Raw genomic sequence first — 16,274 nt, forward strand, 5'->3', positions numbered from 1 at the left:
CAACGATGTTGTACGAACCGTCTGACCGAGCCAAGAAACTGCAGAAAGAACTCACCGAGTTCATGGAAGCCTACGTTTACCCGAACGAGCACAAGTACCACGAGCAGGTAGAGCAGGCCGAGAACCGCTGGGCGCCGACCCAGATCATGGAAGAGCTCAAGGCCAAGGCCAAGAGCGCTGGCCTGTGGAACCTGTTCCTGCCGGAGAGCGAGCGTGGTGCCGGCCTGACCAACCTGGAATACGCCCACCTGTGCGAAATCATGGGCCGCTCCCACATGGCCCCGGAAGTCTTCAACTGTGCCGCGCCGGATACCGGCAACATGGAAACCATCGAGCGTTACGGTAGCGAAGAGCACAAGGAGAAGTGGCTGAAGCCGCTGCTGGAAGGCAAGATCCGCTCCTGCTTCTCCATGACCGAGCCGAACGTGGCCTCCTCCGATGCCACCAATATCGGCACCGAGATTCGCCGTGAGGGCGACGAGTACGTCATCAACGGCAAGAAGTGGTGGTCCTCCGGTGCCATGACCACCACCACCAAGATTGCCATCGTCATGGGCAAGACCGACCCGTCCGCCGAGAAGCACAAGCAGCAGTCCATGATCCTGGTGCCGCTGGACACCCCGGGCGTGGAAATGGTTCGCGCGCTGCACGTGTTCGGCTATGACCACGCGCCCCATGGCCACGCCGAAGTCCACTACAACAACGTACGGGTGCCGGCCTCCAACATCCTGCTGGGTGAGGGCCGTGGTTTCGAGATCGCCCAGGGCCGCCTCGGGCCAGGCCGTATCCACCACTGCATGCGCACCATCGGCGTTGCCGAGCGCGCCCTGGAAGCCATGTGCGAGCGCGCCAACGCCCGTGAAGCCTTTGGCCGTCCGCTGGTGGAGTTTGACTCCATTCGTAAGGACATCGCCCGTTCACGCCTGGAAATCGAACAGGCCCGTCTGATGACCCTGAAAGCGGCCCACATGATGGACACCGTCGGCAACAAGGTGGCCCGTCAGGAAATCGCCATGATCAAGGTCATCGCGCCGAGCATGGCCCTGAAGGTTCTGGATCGTGCCATCCAGGTACACGGCGGTGCCGGCGTCAGTCAGGATACCTTCCTGGCCGCGGCCTGGGCCAACGTGCGCACCTTGCGCCTGGCCGATGGTCCTGATGAGGTGCACCTGGATTCCATCGCCAAGCTGGAACTGAAGAACTATCCGCGTACCCACTGATCCCGGAGCCGAATCATGACAAACCCATTGTTTGATATGACCGGCAAGGTGGCCCTGATTACAGGGTCCACCAAGGGTATCGGCCGCTCCATTGCGGAGGAAATGGCCCGCCAGGGAGCGAAAGTCGTCATATCCAGCCGCAAGGCGGACGTCTGTGAGCAGGTGGCCGGTGAGCTCAAGGCCGAAGGCTTCGAGGCCATCGCCATTCCCTGCCATGTGGGCAAAAAGGACCAGCTCCAGAACCTGGTCGACAAGACCATCGAGGCCTGGGGCAAGATCGACGTTCTGGTGTGCAATGCTGCCACCAACCCGGTCTACGGGCCCACCGCCGAGATGACCGACGAGGCCTGGGACAAGATCATGGATACCAACGTCAAGGGCACGTTCTGGCTCACCAATATGGTGCTGCCGGGCATGGCCGAACGTGGCGAAGGCGCGGTGGTCCTGTTGTCATCCATTGCGGGTATCCGGGGCAACACCACCATTGGTACCTATGGTGTGTCCAAGGCGGCGGAAGCGGCCCTGGCCCGCAACCTGGCCGTGGAGTGGGGCCCCAAGGGTATTCGAGTCAACAGCATCGCCCCTGGCATCGTTAAAACCGACTTCGCCAAGGCGCTGACTGAAGACCCTGTTCGCATCAAGCGCGCCGAAGAGAAGACCCCGCTGCGTCGCCTCGGCGAGCCGGTAGACATCGCCGGACTGGCGGTGTTCCTGTCCACCAAGGCCAGCGCCTACATCACCGGTCAGGTGATTGTGGCGGATGGCGGCGAAACCATTTGCTGAGGTTTTTATGAGTACTGGACCCAACCTGGTGGACGTCCTCGACGCCCACCGGTTTGACGAAGCAGCCCTGCTGAAGTGGCTGCAAAAGGAAATTCCCGAGGTTGGTGACGACCTGCAGGTCAAGCAGTTCCAGGGTGGGCAGTCCAACCCCACCTTTATGCTGACTTCCGGTGGTAACCGCTATGTGCTGCGCAAGAAGCCGCCCGGAAAAACGCTGCCTTCCGCTCACATGGTGGAACGGGAATACAAGGTGATCCGTGCCCTGTCCGATAACACTGACGTGCCGGTGCCGAAGGCGCGGGTGCTGTGTGAAGACAGCGACCTGATCGGTACGCCGTTTTACGTCATGGACTTCATGGAAGGCCGTGTGCTGAGCCATCCGGCATTGCCGGATCTGGACAAGGCGGAGCGTCGCCCGGTCCATGAGGCGGCCATCGACACCATGGCAAAGATGCACGCGGTGGACGTGAACAAGGTCGGACTGGGGGATTTCGGTCGACCGGAAGGCTATGTCGCCCGCCAGGTCGCCCGCTGGTCCAAGCAGTACGAGGCCTCCAAGACCGACGACATGCCGGCCATGGACAACCTGATGAAGTGGCTACCGGAGAACCTGCCGAAGAACGACGAATGCGCCATTGCCCATGGCGACTACCGTCTGGGTAATCTGATGCTGCACCCGGACAAGCCGGAAGTCATCGCCATCCTGGACTGGGAGCTTTCAACCCTCGGCCATCCGCTGGCGGATCTGGCCTACTACTGTCTGCCCTACCATCTGAGCTCCGGCTTCGAGGGTATGCGCGGTGTCGTGGGCGAGGACCTGGACGAGATCGGTATTCCCACCGAGCAGGAGACCATCGAGCGCTACTGCAAGGCGTCCGGCCGTGATGGTATCGACGACTGGCACGTGTTCGTGTCGTTCTCGCTGTTCCGGCTGGCGGCCATCGTGCAGGGTGTCTATGCCCGTGCCTTGGCAGGTAACGCGAGCAACTCCGATGCCCTGGAAGTGGGCAAGCGCGCCAGCGTGCTGGCGGAAGCCGGCTGGTCCGTGGCCCAGAAGGGCAGTAAGGGCATAAAAGTATGAGCCAGTCGGCCGCGGCGGACCCGATGGTCCGCCGCATTCTGATCACCAACGATGACGGTGTGGCGGCCCCGGGGCTGAAAATCCTGGCCGACATTGCCAGCCGTCTGGCGGAGGAAGTCTGGGTTGTCGCCCCGGAGCATGACCGCAGCGGCGCCGGGCAGAGCATTTCGCTGCACGACCCACTGCGGGTGTATCGCCACGGTGAGCGGCACTTTGCTGTATCCGGCACGCCTGCGGACTGTGTGCTCTATGCGCTGGCCGAGTGGTTTGGCGAGACCCCGCCGGATCTCGTGCTGTCCGGCATCAATGCCGGTGGCAACATCGGTGACTCGGTGCAGTATTCCGGCACCGTGGGTGCGGTACTCAGTGCCGAGCACCTGGGGATTCCGGGTATCGCCCTGAGTCAGGCCTTTACCAACCGGGACCGGATTGACTGGTCTCCGGTGACCGAGTTGGGCGAAGCGGCGATACGCGCGTTGTGGCCAACCGCCGGGGAAGGTAAATGCTGCTGGAACGTGAACTTTCCTGCCTGCGGTGCTGATCAGGTAGACAGTATGGAGTTTGCCGGCCAGTCTGCCGGCTCTATTGCCAGGCCCAGGTTGTTGCCGGGGCAGGACAGTCGCGGCCTGTCGTATTGGTGGCTGGGGTTTGACCGCCACACCGATCATGAGGTGCCTGACGACTCTGATGTGGCCGTGCTGAGACGCCGGGGCGTGGCGGCATCACCCCTGCGGGGTGACCATCGGTTGCCGGGCAACAGGGCATCCGTCCCCCTGAGGAAGAATTGACAGAACCGTTCCGGTGCGCGGAATCCCGAGACAGGGCCCGCCCGGGCGGTTGCGGTCTGCAAGTTTGTTAACGGGAGAATACCCAATGTTTACGAGACACTATTCGGTCTGGCCCCGAGAGTTGCCAAAGACCATGACCTTGCCGCAAACCAGCCTGGTGACCAACCTGGACATTTCGGCGCTGCGGTATCCGGACCATACGGCGATCATCTATTACGACACGAAGATCACCTACCAGGAGTTGCTGGATGAAGTGGAGGCCCTGGCGGGCTGGCTGCAGGAGAACGGGGTCAGCAAGGGCGACCGTGTGCTCCTTTACATGCAGAACTCCCCCCAGTACGTTATCAGCTACTACGCGATCCTGCGGGCGGATGCCGTGGTGATACCGGTTAACCCCATGAACCGGTCATCCGAGCTGGAACACTACATCTCTGATACCAGTGCCACGGTGTGCCTGGCGGGTATGGAGCTGACCAGCTTTATAGCGCCCATGGTGGGCAAGACCTACCTTGAGAAGATCGTCGTCGCCGCCTATGGCACCTACGTGCGCGAACCCACCGACCTGAACCTGCCTGCGGAAGTGGCCGCTGAACCGAAGCCTCTCGAAGGGCCTGGCCTGATTTCCTGGGAAGACGCCCTTAATGAGGGGCATGCCCCCGGCCCCCATACCGCCGGGCCGAACGATCTGGCGGTGATTCCGTACAGCTCCGGTACCACCGGCCAGCCCAAGGGCTGCATGCACGTGCACCGGGCGCCCATGGCGACGGCTGTCCAGCGTGCGTTCTGGAATATCAGCATTACCGACTCGGTGCAACTGTGTACCCTGCCGTTCTTCCACGTCACCGGCATGACCGGCTCCATGAACAGCCCCATCTACGCCGGTTCCACCATGGTCATCATGACCCGTTGGGATCGGGACGTAGCCGGCAAGCTCATTGAGCGTTACAAGGTCACCGGCTGGACCAACATCGTCACCATGGCGGTGGACTTCCTGTCCAACCCCAAACTGGATCAATACGACATCAGTTCGCTGGTGACCATTGGCGGCGGCGGGGCTGCCATGCCGGAAGCGGTGGCGGGCAAACTGAAGAAGCTGACCGGGCTGGATTACATCGAGGGCTACGGCCTGTCTGAAACCATGGCCGCCACCCACATCAACCCGCCCAACGCCCCCAAGGCCCAGTGCCTGGGTATTCCCATGTTCGACGTGGATTCCCGCATCATTGATGTGGAAACCCTGGAGGAGAAAGGGCCGGGAGAGGTCGGCGAGATTGTCTCCAACGGGCCCCAGGTCACCGTGGGTTACTGGAACCGGCCAGCGGAGACCGAAGCGGCGTTTGTGGAGATCGACGGCAAGCAGTTCTTCCGCACCGGCGACCTGGCCTACTACGACGAGGACGGGTACTTCTTCATGGTCGACCGGGTCAAGCGCATGATCAATGCGTCCGGCTTCAAGGTGTGGCCGTCGGAGGTGGAGAGCATGATGTACCAGCATCCCTCCATCCACGAAGTCTGCATCATCTCGGCGCCCCACGAAAAGCGTGGCGAGACGGTCAAGGCGGTAGTAGTGCTGACGCCCGAGGCGGACGGTACCACCACCGAGGAGGACATCATCGCCTGGTGCCGGGAGCAAATGGCCGCCTACAAGGTCCCGTCTGTCGTGGAGTTTGTCAACGAGCTGCCCAAGTCGCCCACCGGCAAGTTGATGTGGCGTGCCCTTCAGGATGAAGAGTGGAAAAAGCAGGGTTGAGTGACTGCCCCACTGGTCAGGCTGGCCAGTGGGGTGCCTGACCACCTGCCGCCTTACGGCCTATCATAAGACCATTCGTAATCCTGCCAGGATTTCATTTTAATCATTGAAATTACCAATCAGGTTCGCATAGCGAAATCACATTCTGTCTATTGACAGTATATGCTCGCAGTGTACTCTTGTGCATCGACGTGAGGCATTCTGGCAGAACGTCTGAATACAAAAGAAAACCAAAAAAAGCAAACACGAAAAACGAAACCCAATAAGATCAACGACAGTGTTGCGGTAACGGCAACTCTACAAAAACAACGTCGCCACGGGAGGGGCCGGTTTGACTATATTTCTCCAACAGGTTTTCAATGGGTTGACTCTGGGCAGCATCTACGGTCTCGTAGCGCTCGGTCTGACCCTTGTTTACGGGATCCTCCACATCCCGAACTTCGCACATGGTGCGCTCTACATGGTAGGCGCGTTCATGTCGTACTTCTTCATGGTTGATATGGGTGTCCACTACTGGGTCGCCATGGCTGGTTCAGCCGTTGTGGTTGCCGTGCTGGGTATCATCTGTGAACGTCTGGTATTTCACCAACTGAGAAACGCCCCCCCGATCCATGACAAGATAGCCGCCATCGGTATCCTCCTGTTTCTGGAGGCCATGGTGCATATGTTCTGGGGGTCTGATTTCCGCCGCATGTCGTCCCCGTTCGGCGGCGTGGTCAACCTGGATGGTGTGTTCCTGCGTGAGCAGGGCATCCTGATCATCGCTTCCACGGTGGTGCTGGTTGTGGCCCTGAACCTGTTCCTGCGCAAGACCATGGTAGGCGCGACCATTATTGCCATGGCCCAGAACCGTGAAGGTGCCTTCCTGGTGGGTATCGACGCCAACCGGGTGGCCATGATGACCTTCGCCATTTCCGGGGCGCTCGCTGCCATTGCGGCCACGCTTTATGCACCCCTGAACCTGGTCTATCCGGCCATGGGGCATATCGTGATCATGAAGGCTTTTGTCATCATCATCATCGGCGGCATGGGCAGCATCCCTGGTGCTATTGTCGGGGGCATGATTATTGGCTTCGCTGAAGCTTTTGGTGGCTACTACATCTCCACGGCGTACAAGGACGTGATCGCTTTCAGTCTGCTGGTGGTGATCCTGTCTATCCGTCCACAAGGTCTGTTTGCTAAGGGGGCGCACTGATCATGATGTTTAAACTCGGAGCCCTGCTAATGCACCCGGCCAGCAAATATGTACTGCTGGCCCTGGCCCTGCTGTTCCCGGCACTGGCCGTGAACGAATACCAGGTTTATGTAATGGCTACGGCCTTCATCTGGGCCATCGCGGTATATGGTTTCAACGTGATTACCGGTTACTGCGGCCAGCTCAACCTGGCCCATGGCGGCTTCTTTGCGATTGGCGCCTATACGGTGGGTCTGCTGACGTCAGACTACGGCTGGGGATTCTGGTCGTCATTCCTTGCCGCGCTGGTGTTGACTGGTGTTCTCGGTTTCCTGGTCGGCGCGATCTCACTGCGTCTGAAGGAACACTACTTTGCCATCTTTACGCTGTGCGTCGGCTTCATCATCTACCTGCTGCTGGACAAGTGGGAAGAGCTCACCCACGGCGCCGTCGGTGTGCGTAATATCGCCGCCCCGGAAGGCTTCGGTCTGGTCAACTTCCGTGAAACCGTTCCGGTGTACTATCTGGTGCTGTTCTTCCTGGTGTTCATCATCTGGTTCACCAGCCGGATCCAGAAGTCCCTGCTGGGCCGTACCTTCATCGCCATCCGTAATGGTGATGACCTGGCCGAGTCCCTGGGTATCAACCTGATGAAGACCAAGATCCTGGCGTTTATCATTTCCACGGTCTATGCCGGTCTGGCCGGTGCCCTTTACGCAGGCATGATCCGCTTCGTAGGACCTGAGGATGGCAACGTCCTGCACACCTTCAACATGATCATGTACATGCTGGTGGGTGGCATTGGTACGCTGTTCGGACCGCTGATCGGTACCATCAGTATTGTGTGGCTGACCCAGTCACTGCAGTTCCTGGAAGAGTACCGCATGATCATCTTCGGCCCCATGCTGGTGCTGCTGGTTATCTTCTTCCCGCTGGGTGTTGCCGGCTCGTTCCTGACCTGGATGCACCGCAAGGCACAGGCCCTGGGCCTGGGAGCAAAGAAAGTGCAGACGGAAAGTAAGGTCAAGTCCAGCGGTCAGGAGGCGAACAACAATGCTTAAGGTAGAACACCTCACTAAAATGTTTGGCGGCTTGGCTGCGGTTAACGATGTATCCGTGGACTTTGGCGCCAACCAGATCAACGCGATTATCGGCCCCAACGGGGCCGGCAAAAGTACCTTCTTTAACCTGATTTCGGGGGTTTATCAGCCAACGTCCGGCAAGATTTTGCTGGACGGCCAGGACGTGACCACCATGCGGTGTGACCATGTCGCCAAATTGGGGGTTGGGCGCACGTTCCAGACCACAAACCTGTTTGAAACCGCAACAGTTCTGGATAACCTGATTGTTGGCTACCGGCTGCGCACCCGGTCCGGGTTGTGGGATGTGCTGATCAACTCCAAACGGCTGCAGGCGGAAGAACGGGCTGCCCGTGAAAAGGCGCGAGAAGCGCTGGATTTTGTGGGGCTTAACCACGCCGAAAACCGCTATATCGCTGACTGCACCCAGGAAGAGCGCAAGCGCGTGGCCTTCGCCCTGGCCCTGGCCACCGACCCCAAGATCGTCCTGCTGGACGAGCCTGCGGCGGGTGTGAACCCGGAGGAAACCGAAGGCCTGGCGGACCTGATGAAAAAGATGGTCCGCAATGGTCTGACCGTTTGCCTGATCGAGCACAAAATGGACATGATCATGGGCATTGCCGACAAGATCATGGTTCTGGACCATGGTGAGAAGATTGCCGAAGGCACACCGTCTGAAGTGAAGAACAATCCGGTGGTCATCGAAGCGTACCTGGGGAGTGATCACGATGCTGCAGCTTAAAAACGTTGACGTCCACTACGGTAGCTTCAAGGCTCTGAACAACATCAGCCTCACCGTCGATACCGGCGGACTGGTGGTCCTGCTGGGGGCCAATGGTGCCGGCAAGTCCACCCTGTTCAATACCATCAGTGGCCTGAACAAGCCCTCGGCCGGTAACATTGAGTTTGAGGACAAGATCCTCAATGGCATGAAGCCCAGTGCTATCGTGAATGCCGGTGTGGTGCAGTGTGCGGAAGGCCGCCAGCTGTTCCCCCAGATGAGCGTGCACGATAACCTGATGCTGGGCGCCTATGTGCATCGCCGGGATAAGGACGGCAACAGGAAGCGCCTGAACGAGGTGCTGGAATTGTTCCCGATCCTTGAGGAAAAGGCACACCAGCCGGCAGGTTCCCTGTCCGGTGGTCAGCAGCAGATGGTAGCCATCGGCCGCGCCATGATGAGTCGCCCGCGCCTGCTGATGCTGGACGAGCCCTCACTGGGTCTGGCACCACTGGTGGTCAAGCAGATGTTCGAAACCATCAAACAGATCAACAGCCTGGGCACCACGGTGCTGCTGGCTGAACAGAATGCCTTTGCGGCACTGAAAATTGCCACATACGCATACGTTATGGAAAACGGCCAGCTCGTTATGGACGGCGACCGTGAAACGATGCTGGGTAACGAGGAAGTGCGCAAAGCATACATCGGGGCCTGACCGGGCCCCGGACACTCGCTTGTACAACAACCCTGACAAAAAGCCTGAACAGAAAGGGCGAAACAAAACCAGGAGAAAACAATGAAAACAGCGAAGAAACTTGGACTGGCTGTTGCTGTAGCAACCACAATGGGACTGTCTTCCGCCGCTATGGCAGAAGAAGTGAATATTGGCTTCTCTGGCCCGCTTTCCGGCGGCGCCGCCCTGTACGGTGAAAACGTACTGTCCGGTCTGCGTATGGCAGCCGAAGAGATCAACGCCAATGGCGGTTTCGATATTGATGGGGAAAATCACACCATCAACATCGTTGCCCTGGACGACCAGTATTCCCCGGCCCAGGCCGCTACCAACGCCAAGCGTCTGGTTCAGGAATCCGACGTGCCTGCTATCTTCATCCCGCATTCCGGCGGTATCTTTGCACTGATGGATTTCAACGTTGAGGACGACTTCCTCGTTATGGCGTACACCAGTGTGCCAACCATCACCGAGCAGGGTAACCCGCTGACCGTGCGTATTCCGCCGACCTTCGACGGTTACGTAAAGGCCTTTACCGACTACGCGATCGAGAACTGGGGCACCAAGCTCGCAATGGGCGGTGCGACCCACGAATATGCCAAGATCTGGGCATCCATGATCGAGAAAGCCTGGACTGCGAAGGGCGGTGAAGTGGTTGCCAAGAACCCGATGGACTACAACAAGTCCGCTGACTTCTTCACCGGCGTCAGCCGTCTGGTTGCCTCGGAGCCCGACGTTATGTTCGTGGGTGGTGCATCCGAGCCTACCGGTCTGGTCATGCAGCAGGCTCGTCAGCTGGGGTACGAAGGTGCCTTCATCATGATGGACCAGGCCAAGATCAGTGAAGCTGCCAATGTTGTTGGTGGTCTTGAGCCGCTGGAAGATACCGTTGGTGTTATGCCCCTGAGTGTCTATGAGACAGATGCTGCCCAGAACTTCATCAAGCGTTATGAAGAGAAATACGGCAAGGCTCCGGGTTCCGAAGCGGCCTTCAACTACCTCGCACTGCACGGTCTGGTAGAGGCGATGGATGAGGCGGAAAGCACCGACCCGACTGTCGTTCGTGCTGCTCTGAGTGACGCCATTGCCAACCTGAAAGCCAGCAAGAACCCGTATGAAGTTATAGGCGTAGACGAAAAGGGTGGCTTCATTACCTCCCCGACCATGGCCGTTGTTAAAGACGGCGAAATCGTGGAAAAGGAATTCTGATAAACCGAATTTCACACCACGAATAAAAAGGGGGCCTCGGCCCCCTTTTTTTGTGTCTGCCGGCTGATACCGGGGGGTCACGTCATTGAGTTACCCGGCCGGAACGCCCCCGTTTACGGCTTGACGTACATGGCGAGGTTTTCAGCGACAATGGCGGGCTTCTCCTCACCCTTGATCTCGATAACCGTCTTGTAGGTGGCCAGTACCCGCTTTTCGTCCACGTCCTGGACATCCACCAGCTCAATGACGGACCGGATATCCGAGCCGGACTTGACGGCGGAGGGCAACCGGAGCTTGTTCATTCCATAATTGATGGAAGCCACGGGGCCGGTGATCTGGAAGGCCTGCTGACTGAGTTGTGGCATCAGTGACATGGTCAGGAAACCGTGTGCCACCGGGGCACCCCAGGGCGCTTCTTTCTTGGCCCGCTCAACGTCCACGTGAATCCACTGATGGTCGCCGGTGGCGTCGGCAAAGGCCTGGATCATTTCCTGGCTGACGTTCATCCAGGGGCTTTCACCAAGGACTTCGCCCTTGTGATTGGCCAGTTCTTCTAGGGGAATGCTTGTCATTGTTCTCTCCTGGTTCCATTTGGCGGAAATGAATTTCGTAAGCTATTCTCAGGCACTTAACCCTACGGTGCAACAACAAAAATGCCCCCAACAAGGAGCCTTATAATGGCCATGAATCAACGTTATATCCTGGCGGAAAGACCAACCGGAATGCCCGACGAAGACCACCTGCGACTCGAAGAGGCCCCCATGCCCCAGGCCGGGGAGGGGCAGGTACTGCTGAAGACCCGTTACCTGTCCCTTGACCCCTACATGCGTGGCCGGATGAATGATTCCGCGTCCTATGCGACGCCGATCGGTATTGGTGAGGTGATGGGCGGTGAGGCTGTCAGTGAAGTCATCGAGAGCCATCATCCGGACCTGTCGCCGGGGGGCCTGGTGAAAGGGCGCACGGGCTGGCAGACCCATTCAGTGGCCAGCCCCGATGAGCTCTATCGAATCGACACGGAGCTTGCTCCGCCCAGTGCCTGGCTCGGAGTTATCGGTATGCCCGGTTTTACCGCCTATGTAGGGCTGCGGGAATTCGGTAAGCCTCAGGCTGGTGAAACCGTCGTCGTGTCGGCTGCTTCCGGCGCGGTGGGCCAGGTGGTCGGCCAGATCGCGAAAATGAAAGGTTGCCGGGTGGTGGGCGTGGCTGGTGCGGATGACAAGTGCCAGCACGTGGTGGACCATTATGGCTTTGATGTCTGCGTGAACTACAAGGACGATGACTTCGAAAGCCAGCTTGGCGCGGCCTGCCCCAAGGGTATTGATGTCTATTTCGAGAACGTGGGTGGCAAGGTGTTTGATGCCGTGATGACCCTGGTGAATGACTTCGCCCGCATCCCGGTGTGTGGTCGGATCGCTCACTATAATCAGACAAAATTACCGGAAGGGCCGGACCGCCTCATTCCATTCATGGGTCAGATCCTGATCAAGCGACTGATGTTCCGCGGCTTTATTCAGTCTGATCACAATGAGCTGCTGCCGGACTTCCGCAGGGATATGAGCCAGTGGCTGAAGGAAGGCAAGGTGAAATACCAGGAAGATGTGGTGGAGGGCATTGAGAATGCGCTCACCGCCTTCCAGGGGCTGCTGCAGGGACGCAACCGGGGCAAGCTGGTGGTGAAGGTATCGTAGCGAGCCCGGCGGAACAGGGCGGCCCCGCGGGGCCGCCCACCCGTGTTCTTTTGGGCCGGTAACCCGGCCCAACCGGGCAAGGTGGTCAGAGTACCGCCAGCGCGGCGTCGTAATCCGGCTCGTTCTTGATCTCGTCCACCAGCTGGCTGTGGAGCACCTTGTTGTTCTCATCCAGTACCACCACAGCACGTGCACACAGGCCTGCCAGCGGGCCGGTCTGCAGCGCCACACCATAATCCTGCTGGAAGCTGTAGTTGCGGAATGTGGACAGCGTCTGCACACCCTTGAGTCCTTCCGCGCCACAGAACCGTCCGGCGGCGAAGGGCAGGTCGGCGGAAATGACCAGTACTTCGGTATTGTCCAGGTCACCGGCCTTCTCGTTGAACTTGCGGGTGGAGGCGGCACAGACACCGGTATCGATGCTGGGAATGATATTGAGAATCTTGCGCTTGCCAGCGAAGTGATCAAGGCCGACATCCTTCAGATCGCCGGTGGTCAGGGTGAAGTCCGGCGCGGTATTGCCCGGCTGGGGAAACTCGCCGCTGACTTCCAGAGGATTGCCGTCCAGATTAACCTTGCTCATGGTATCTCCTTGCTTGTTGGTTTCAGAGCGTTTTTCCTGTGGTACCGCTACCAGTTAACTGCATTTTCCAGCTCCCGTCGACCGCAATTTGAAAACCAGAGGTCGGGCCATCGGGGGTAGGGCCTCCCGCCGGCGTGGGGGCTGAGCATGACTCATTATCTACGTCACGGATGGGCGGTGGATCTGCCCAAAAGAGCTCCGCATTGATATGATGCGCGGTTACGACCACGAACGATGGAAGTCATGATGTTGGGATTCCTTCCTAAGCCAGTTGTCGGCGTTATTGCGGCCACGCTGTTGATTCTGAATACCCTGTTCTGGGCCCTGTTTCTCTATGTTCCCGCCCTGCTCAAGCTGATCATTCCCCACAAGGGATTCCGGGTTTACTGTACCCGGGTGATTATCTGGGTGGCGGAAAACTGGGTGGCCGGTAACAAGGCCTGGATGCGACTGACCCAGCGTACCCGCTGGCAGGTGACCGGTGCCGGGGAACTGGAACGGGAGAGCTGGTATCTGGTACTGAGTAACCACCAGAGCTGGGTCGATATCCTGGCCATGCAGTGGGTGTTCAACCGGCGGGCGCCGTTCCTCAAGTTTTTCCTGAAAAAGCAGCTGATCTGGGTGCCGGTGATCGGCATTGCCTGGTGGGGGCTGGACTTCCCTTTCATGCAGCGGCATTCCCCCCAGTATCTGCTCAGGCATCCGGAAAAACGCGGGCAGGACCTGGAAACCACCCGCCGTGCCTGCGAGAAGTTCCGCTATACCCCGGTGAGCGTAATGAACTTCGTGGAAGGTACCCGGGCAACGCCTGAAAAAATCCGGCAGCAGAAATCGTCCTACCGCAACCTGTTGACGCCAAAGGCCGGAGGTGTGGGTTTTGTGCTGGATGCCATGGGCGATGCCATGGAAACCCTGGTGGATGTCACCATCGCCTATCCGGATGGTGCCCCGAGCTTCTGGGATTTTCTCTGTGGCGGCGTGAGCGAGATCCGTATGGAAATCCACACGCGCCCGATTCCCGATGAGCTCAAAGGAAGGGATTACGCCAAGGATGCGGACTACCGCCGGCTGATGAAAGAATGGCTGGCAGGTCTCTGGAGGGAGAAAGACCAGCGCCTCGACCGCATGCTCAACAACGATCACTGAGACCGCCAGGTCCTGTCAGTCGTCGTCTTCCACCTCATCCGGGTGTTCGCGCCGAAAGCGCTCCCATTCCTCCCAGTCGTGCGGGGTGCCGGCGTGCGGGCGTTTCAGGTGTCTGGCGTGCTCAAGGGCGTTGCGACGCAGGGAATGATCCCGTTCCTCTTGGTCGTCTTCAAAACCGTACTTTCTGAGAAACTCCTGTGGGCTGATCGGCATGGCAACCTCCTGCTTGGGTACCTGCTGTGAATACGACCGATCAGCCCCTCCCGGATTTCAGGATGCGCCAGGTTTGTCGTCTACCAGCTCGAAATTGATCTGGCGACGCTCCTCGTCGATGCCCGCCAGTTTCACCGATACCGACTGGTCCAGCTGGAAAGTGCGGGCGCCCTTGGTGGCCTCGAGGCGCAGGGTGACCGGATCGAAGCTGTACTTGCCGGAAATGGTCTTGCAACTGACAAAGCCCTCCAGACCGTTGGCATCCAGCCGCACAAAGAAGCCTGCGGGTACCGTGCGGGTAATAACGCCGGTAAACACAGTGTCGTCCCCGAGTTGACGGGCATAATCGCTCTTGAGCCAGTTATCCAGGCTGTTGGACGCCTGGCGGGCCTGAAGCTGGGCCAGTTGCAGACTCTCAAGCCCCTCATTCTCCAGGGTCTGGTGTTGCTCATTCCACAGCGCTGCCTTGATCAGCCGGTGCACGTAGAAATCCACGTAGCGGCGTAGCGGCGAGGTGAAGGTGGTGTAGGCTGGCAGACCCATGCCCTGGTGGGGAGCTGCCTTGAAGGCCATCTCTGCCCGCGCCAGCTGGCGCGCGATAATGGTCTTGACCGGTGCGTCGGTGTCCAGTTCCGCCGTGCGCACCATCAGCTCACGGAAGCCGTCCGGCGATGACGGATCGATGGATGCCAGTTCCGGTGCGTAGCGCTCAAGCAGGGTGCGGATGTTGTCAGCCCGGTCATCACGAATGCCGGGATGGGTGACAAACAGGCCGCTGTCCAGCTCCGACAGGAAGCGGGCCGCGCAGCGGTTGGCCGCCACCATGCATTCCTCCACCAGCCGGTGGGCCTCGTTCTGCATCGTCGGTTCAATGGTGCGGATCCGGCGGTTCTCGTCCAGCCGCAAGCGGAATTCCGGTCGTTCAGTGTTCAGCAGGGCGTGTTCGGACCGCCACTTTCGCAATGCAGTGGCAGCCTGGTGCAACTGATCCAGGTTATTGGTGATCTCCGGTGCCAGGGCATCGGTTTCCTCATTGTGCCGGTCTTCCACCAGCTGGCTCACCAGCTCATAGCTGAGCTTGCCCCGTGAGCGGATCACCGCCTGATGGAAACTGAACTCGCCGAGGCTGCCGTCGTTGTTGACCTGCAGGTCGCACACCAGGGCCAGGCGGTCGGTTTCCGGCATCAGTGAGCAAAGGCGGGTGCTGATGGCCTCTGGCAACATGGGCCGCGGTTCACCGGGGAAATAGATGGCGGTGGCCCGTTTGCGGGCTTCCACATCGGCCGGTGAGCCCTCGGGAACGAGCGCGGTGGGGTCGGCAATGGCCACCGACAGGCGCCAGCCGGTGGCGTTGGGCTCCACCAGCAGGGCGTCGTCCATATCCTGGGTGCCGGGGCTGTCGATGGTGACATAGGGCTGGTCAGTGCGATCTTCACGGCCTTCCCGCAGGGGGCTGATTGAGGCTTCGGTCAGCGCTTCCGCCTGATCTGTGACGGCGGCGGGAAATTCTTCGTCCATGTCGAAACTGGCGAGGGTGAAGCTGCGTTCAATGCCCGGGTCGCCGGCCTTGCCGATGACCTTCAGGACCTGGGCCTGCCCCTTGCCGTCCCTGATCGGATGTCGAAGAATGCGACAGTAGATAAAGTCGTCGGGTTCAGCGTTCAGACGCTCCTTCGGGGGAAGGAAGATCCAGCGGCCGACCCCGGGGGTTTCCGGTGCCACGAAATGGCCCTTGCCCCGGATCAGGTAGCGGCCGACAAAGGTGGTCAGGCTGGTGTCCACCAGCTCTTCCACAATGCCCTGGGTGCGTCCCTTCTCGCCGGGTACTTCCGATACCGTCACCCGGTCGCCGGGCAGTACTTTCTGCATTTCCTCGGGGGGCAGGAAAACATCGCGACCTTCGTCCAGTGCCACAAACCCGAAACGACCGTTGGTGGCCTTGACGGTACCGGGGTAAACCACCTTCTTGTCTTCGATGTCGTTCTTGAGCTGGCGCAACTGGTTGAGCGCGTCGGCATTAAGCATGAATGAAACCTGGCTGGTAAAAGTGACTGTTGGCCGGAGTATACCGGTTATGACCGCCCGCGTCAGATGGTCTGTGGGTGA

Annotated in this window: 16 protein-coding genes; 12 read left to right on the plus strand and 4 right to left on the minus strand. The window is 59.3% G+C overall.

The genetic code is table 11. The annotated features are described in order from the left end of the window. The first annotated feature begins 5 nt into the window (after window positions 1-5). The 10 genes from ACFOZ5_RS02695 (at window position 6) to ACFOZ5_RS02740 (ending at window position 10,535) form a co-directional block, all read left to right on the plus strand. Entirely contained in the window at window positions 6-1,220 is a 1,215-nt protein-coding gene (locus tag ACFOZ5_RS02695) for an acyl-CoA dehydrogenase family protein (protein WP_379885249.1), read from the plus strand. A 15-nt stretch (window positions 1,221-1,235) separates the two neighbouring features. Further along, entirely contained in the window at window positions 1,236-2,003 is a 768-nt protein-coding gene (locus ACFOZ5_RS02700) for an SDR family NAD(P)-dependent oxidoreductase (RefSeq protein ID WP_379885251.1), read from the plus strand. A gap of 7 nt (window positions 2,004-2,010) precedes the next feature. Further along, window positions 2,011-3,084, plus strand: a complete 1,074-nt coding sequence (locus ACFOZ5_RS02705) for a phosphotransferase (protein ID WP_379885253.1) — start codon at window positions 2,011-2,013, stop codon at window positions 3,082-3,084. Continuing rightward, window positions 3,081-3,872, plus strand: a complete 792-nt coding sequence (surE, locus tag ACFOZ5_RS02710; RefSeq protein ID WP_379885255.1) for a 5'/3'-nucleotidase SurE — start codon at window positions 3,081-3,083, stop codon at window positions 3,870-3,872. Before ACFOZ5_RS02705 ends, surE begins: the two co-directional genes overlap by 4 nt. An 85-nt stretch (window positions 3,873-3,957) precedes the next feature. Further along, entirely contained in the window at window positions 3,958-5,622 is a 1,665-nt protein-coding gene (locus ACFOZ5_RS02715) for a long-chain fatty acid--CoA ligase (RefSeq protein WP_379885257.1), read from the plus strand. Between the two features lie 331 nt (window positions 5,623-5,953). Beyond that, complete coding sequence (locus ACFOZ5_RS02720; protein ID WP_379885259.1) at window positions 5,954-6,817, plus strand: branched-chain amino acid ABC transporter permease; 864 nt, start codon at window positions 5,954-5,956, stop codon at window positions 6,815-6,817. Between the two features lie 2 nt (window positions 6,818-6,819). Further along, complete coding sequence (locus ACFOZ5_RS02725; protein ID WP_379885261.1) at window positions 6,820-7,857, plus strand: branched-chain amino acid ABC transporter permease; 1,038 nt, start codon at window positions 6,820-6,822, stop codon at window positions 7,855-7,857. Beyond that, the gene (locus ACFOZ5_RS02730) at window positions 7,850-8,617 is read left to right on the plus strand and encodes an ABC transporter ATP-binding protein (RefSeq protein ID WP_379885263.1); all 768 of its coding nucleotides are present in this window, start codon (window positions 7,850-7,852) and stop codon (window positions 8,615-8,617) included. The genes ACFOZ5_RS02725 and ACFOZ5_RS02730 overlap by 8 nt, the downstream gene beginning before the upstream one ends. Next, the gene (locus ACFOZ5_RS02735) at window positions 8,604-9,311 is read left to right on the plus strand and encodes an ABC transporter ATP-binding protein (protein WP_379885265.1); all 708 of its coding nucleotides are present in this window, start codon (window positions 8,604-8,606) and stop codon (window positions 9,309-9,311) included. The genes ACFOZ5_RS02730 and ACFOZ5_RS02735 overlap by 14 nt, the downstream gene beginning before the upstream one ends. An 81-nt stretch (window positions 9,312-9,392) precedes the next feature. Then, window positions 9,393-10,535 (plus strand): ABC transporter substrate-binding protein, encoded by a 1,143-nt coding sequence (locus ACFOZ5_RS02740; RefSeq protein ID WP_379885267.1) that lies wholly within the window; start codon window positions 9,393-9,395, stop codon window positions 10,533-10,535. 113 nt (window positions 10,536-10,648) lie between these two features. Here ACFOZ5_RS02740 and ACFOZ5_RS02745 read toward each other — a convergent pair whose 3' ends face one another. Continuing rightward, the gene (locus ACFOZ5_RS02745; protein ID WP_379885268.1) at window positions 10,649-11,107 is read right to left on the minus strand and encodes a MaoC family dehydratase; all 459 of its coding nucleotides are present in this window, start codon (window positions 11,105-11,107) and stop codon (window positions 10,649-10,651) included. A gap of 105 nt (window positions 11,108-11,212) precedes the next feature. On the opposite strand from ACFOZ5_RS02745, the gene ACFOZ5_RS02750 reads away from it, so the two are divergent. Further along, entirely contained in the window at window positions 11,213-12,226 is a 1,014-nt protein-coding gene (locus tag ACFOZ5_RS02750) for an NADP-dependent oxidoreductase (RefSeq protein WP_379885270.1), read from the plus strand. An 85-nt stretch (window positions 12,227-12,311) separates the two neighbouring features. Here ACFOZ5_RS02750 and tpx read toward each other — a convergent pair whose 3' ends face one another. Then, on the minus strand, window positions 12,312-12,809 hold the full coding sequence (gene tpx, locus ACFOZ5_RS02755; protein WP_379885272.1) for a thiol peroxidase: 498 nt from the start codon (window positions 12,807-12,809) through the stop codon (window positions 12,312-12,314). 246 nt (window positions 12,810-13,055) lie between these two features. Between tpx and ACFOZ5_RS02760 the strand changes: the two genes are divergently transcribed. Then, the gene (locus ACFOZ5_RS02760; RefSeq protein ID WP_379885421.1) at window positions 13,056-13,955 is read left to right on the plus strand and encodes an acyltransferase; all 900 of its coding nucleotides are present in this window, start codon (window positions 13,056-13,058) and stop codon (window positions 13,953-13,955) included. A gap of 15 nt (window positions 13,956-13,970) precedes the next feature. On the opposite strand, the gene ACFOZ5_RS02765 is transcribed toward ACFOZ5_RS02760, so the two are convergent. Then, complete coding sequence (locus tag ACFOZ5_RS02765) at window positions 13,971-14,168, minus strand: hypothetical protein (protein ID WP_379885275.1); 198 nt, start codon at window positions 14,166-14,168, stop codon at window positions 13,971-13,973. A 57-nt stretch (window positions 14,169-14,225) separates the two neighbouring features. Then, on the minus strand, window positions 14,226-16,193 hold the full coding sequence (locus tag ACFOZ5_RS02770; protein ID WP_379885277.1) for a ribonuclease R family protein: 1,968 nt from the start codon (window positions 16,191-16,193) through the stop codon (window positions 14,226-14,228). Window positions 16,194-16,274 lie beyond the last annotated feature (81 nt).

Origin of the sequence: Marinobacter lacisalsi (genome assembly GCF_042651045.1) — a bacterium.
Taxonomy (GTDB): Bacteria; Pseudomonadota; Gammaproteobacteria; order Pseudomonadales; family Oleiphilaceae; genus Marinobacter; species Marinobacter lacisalsi.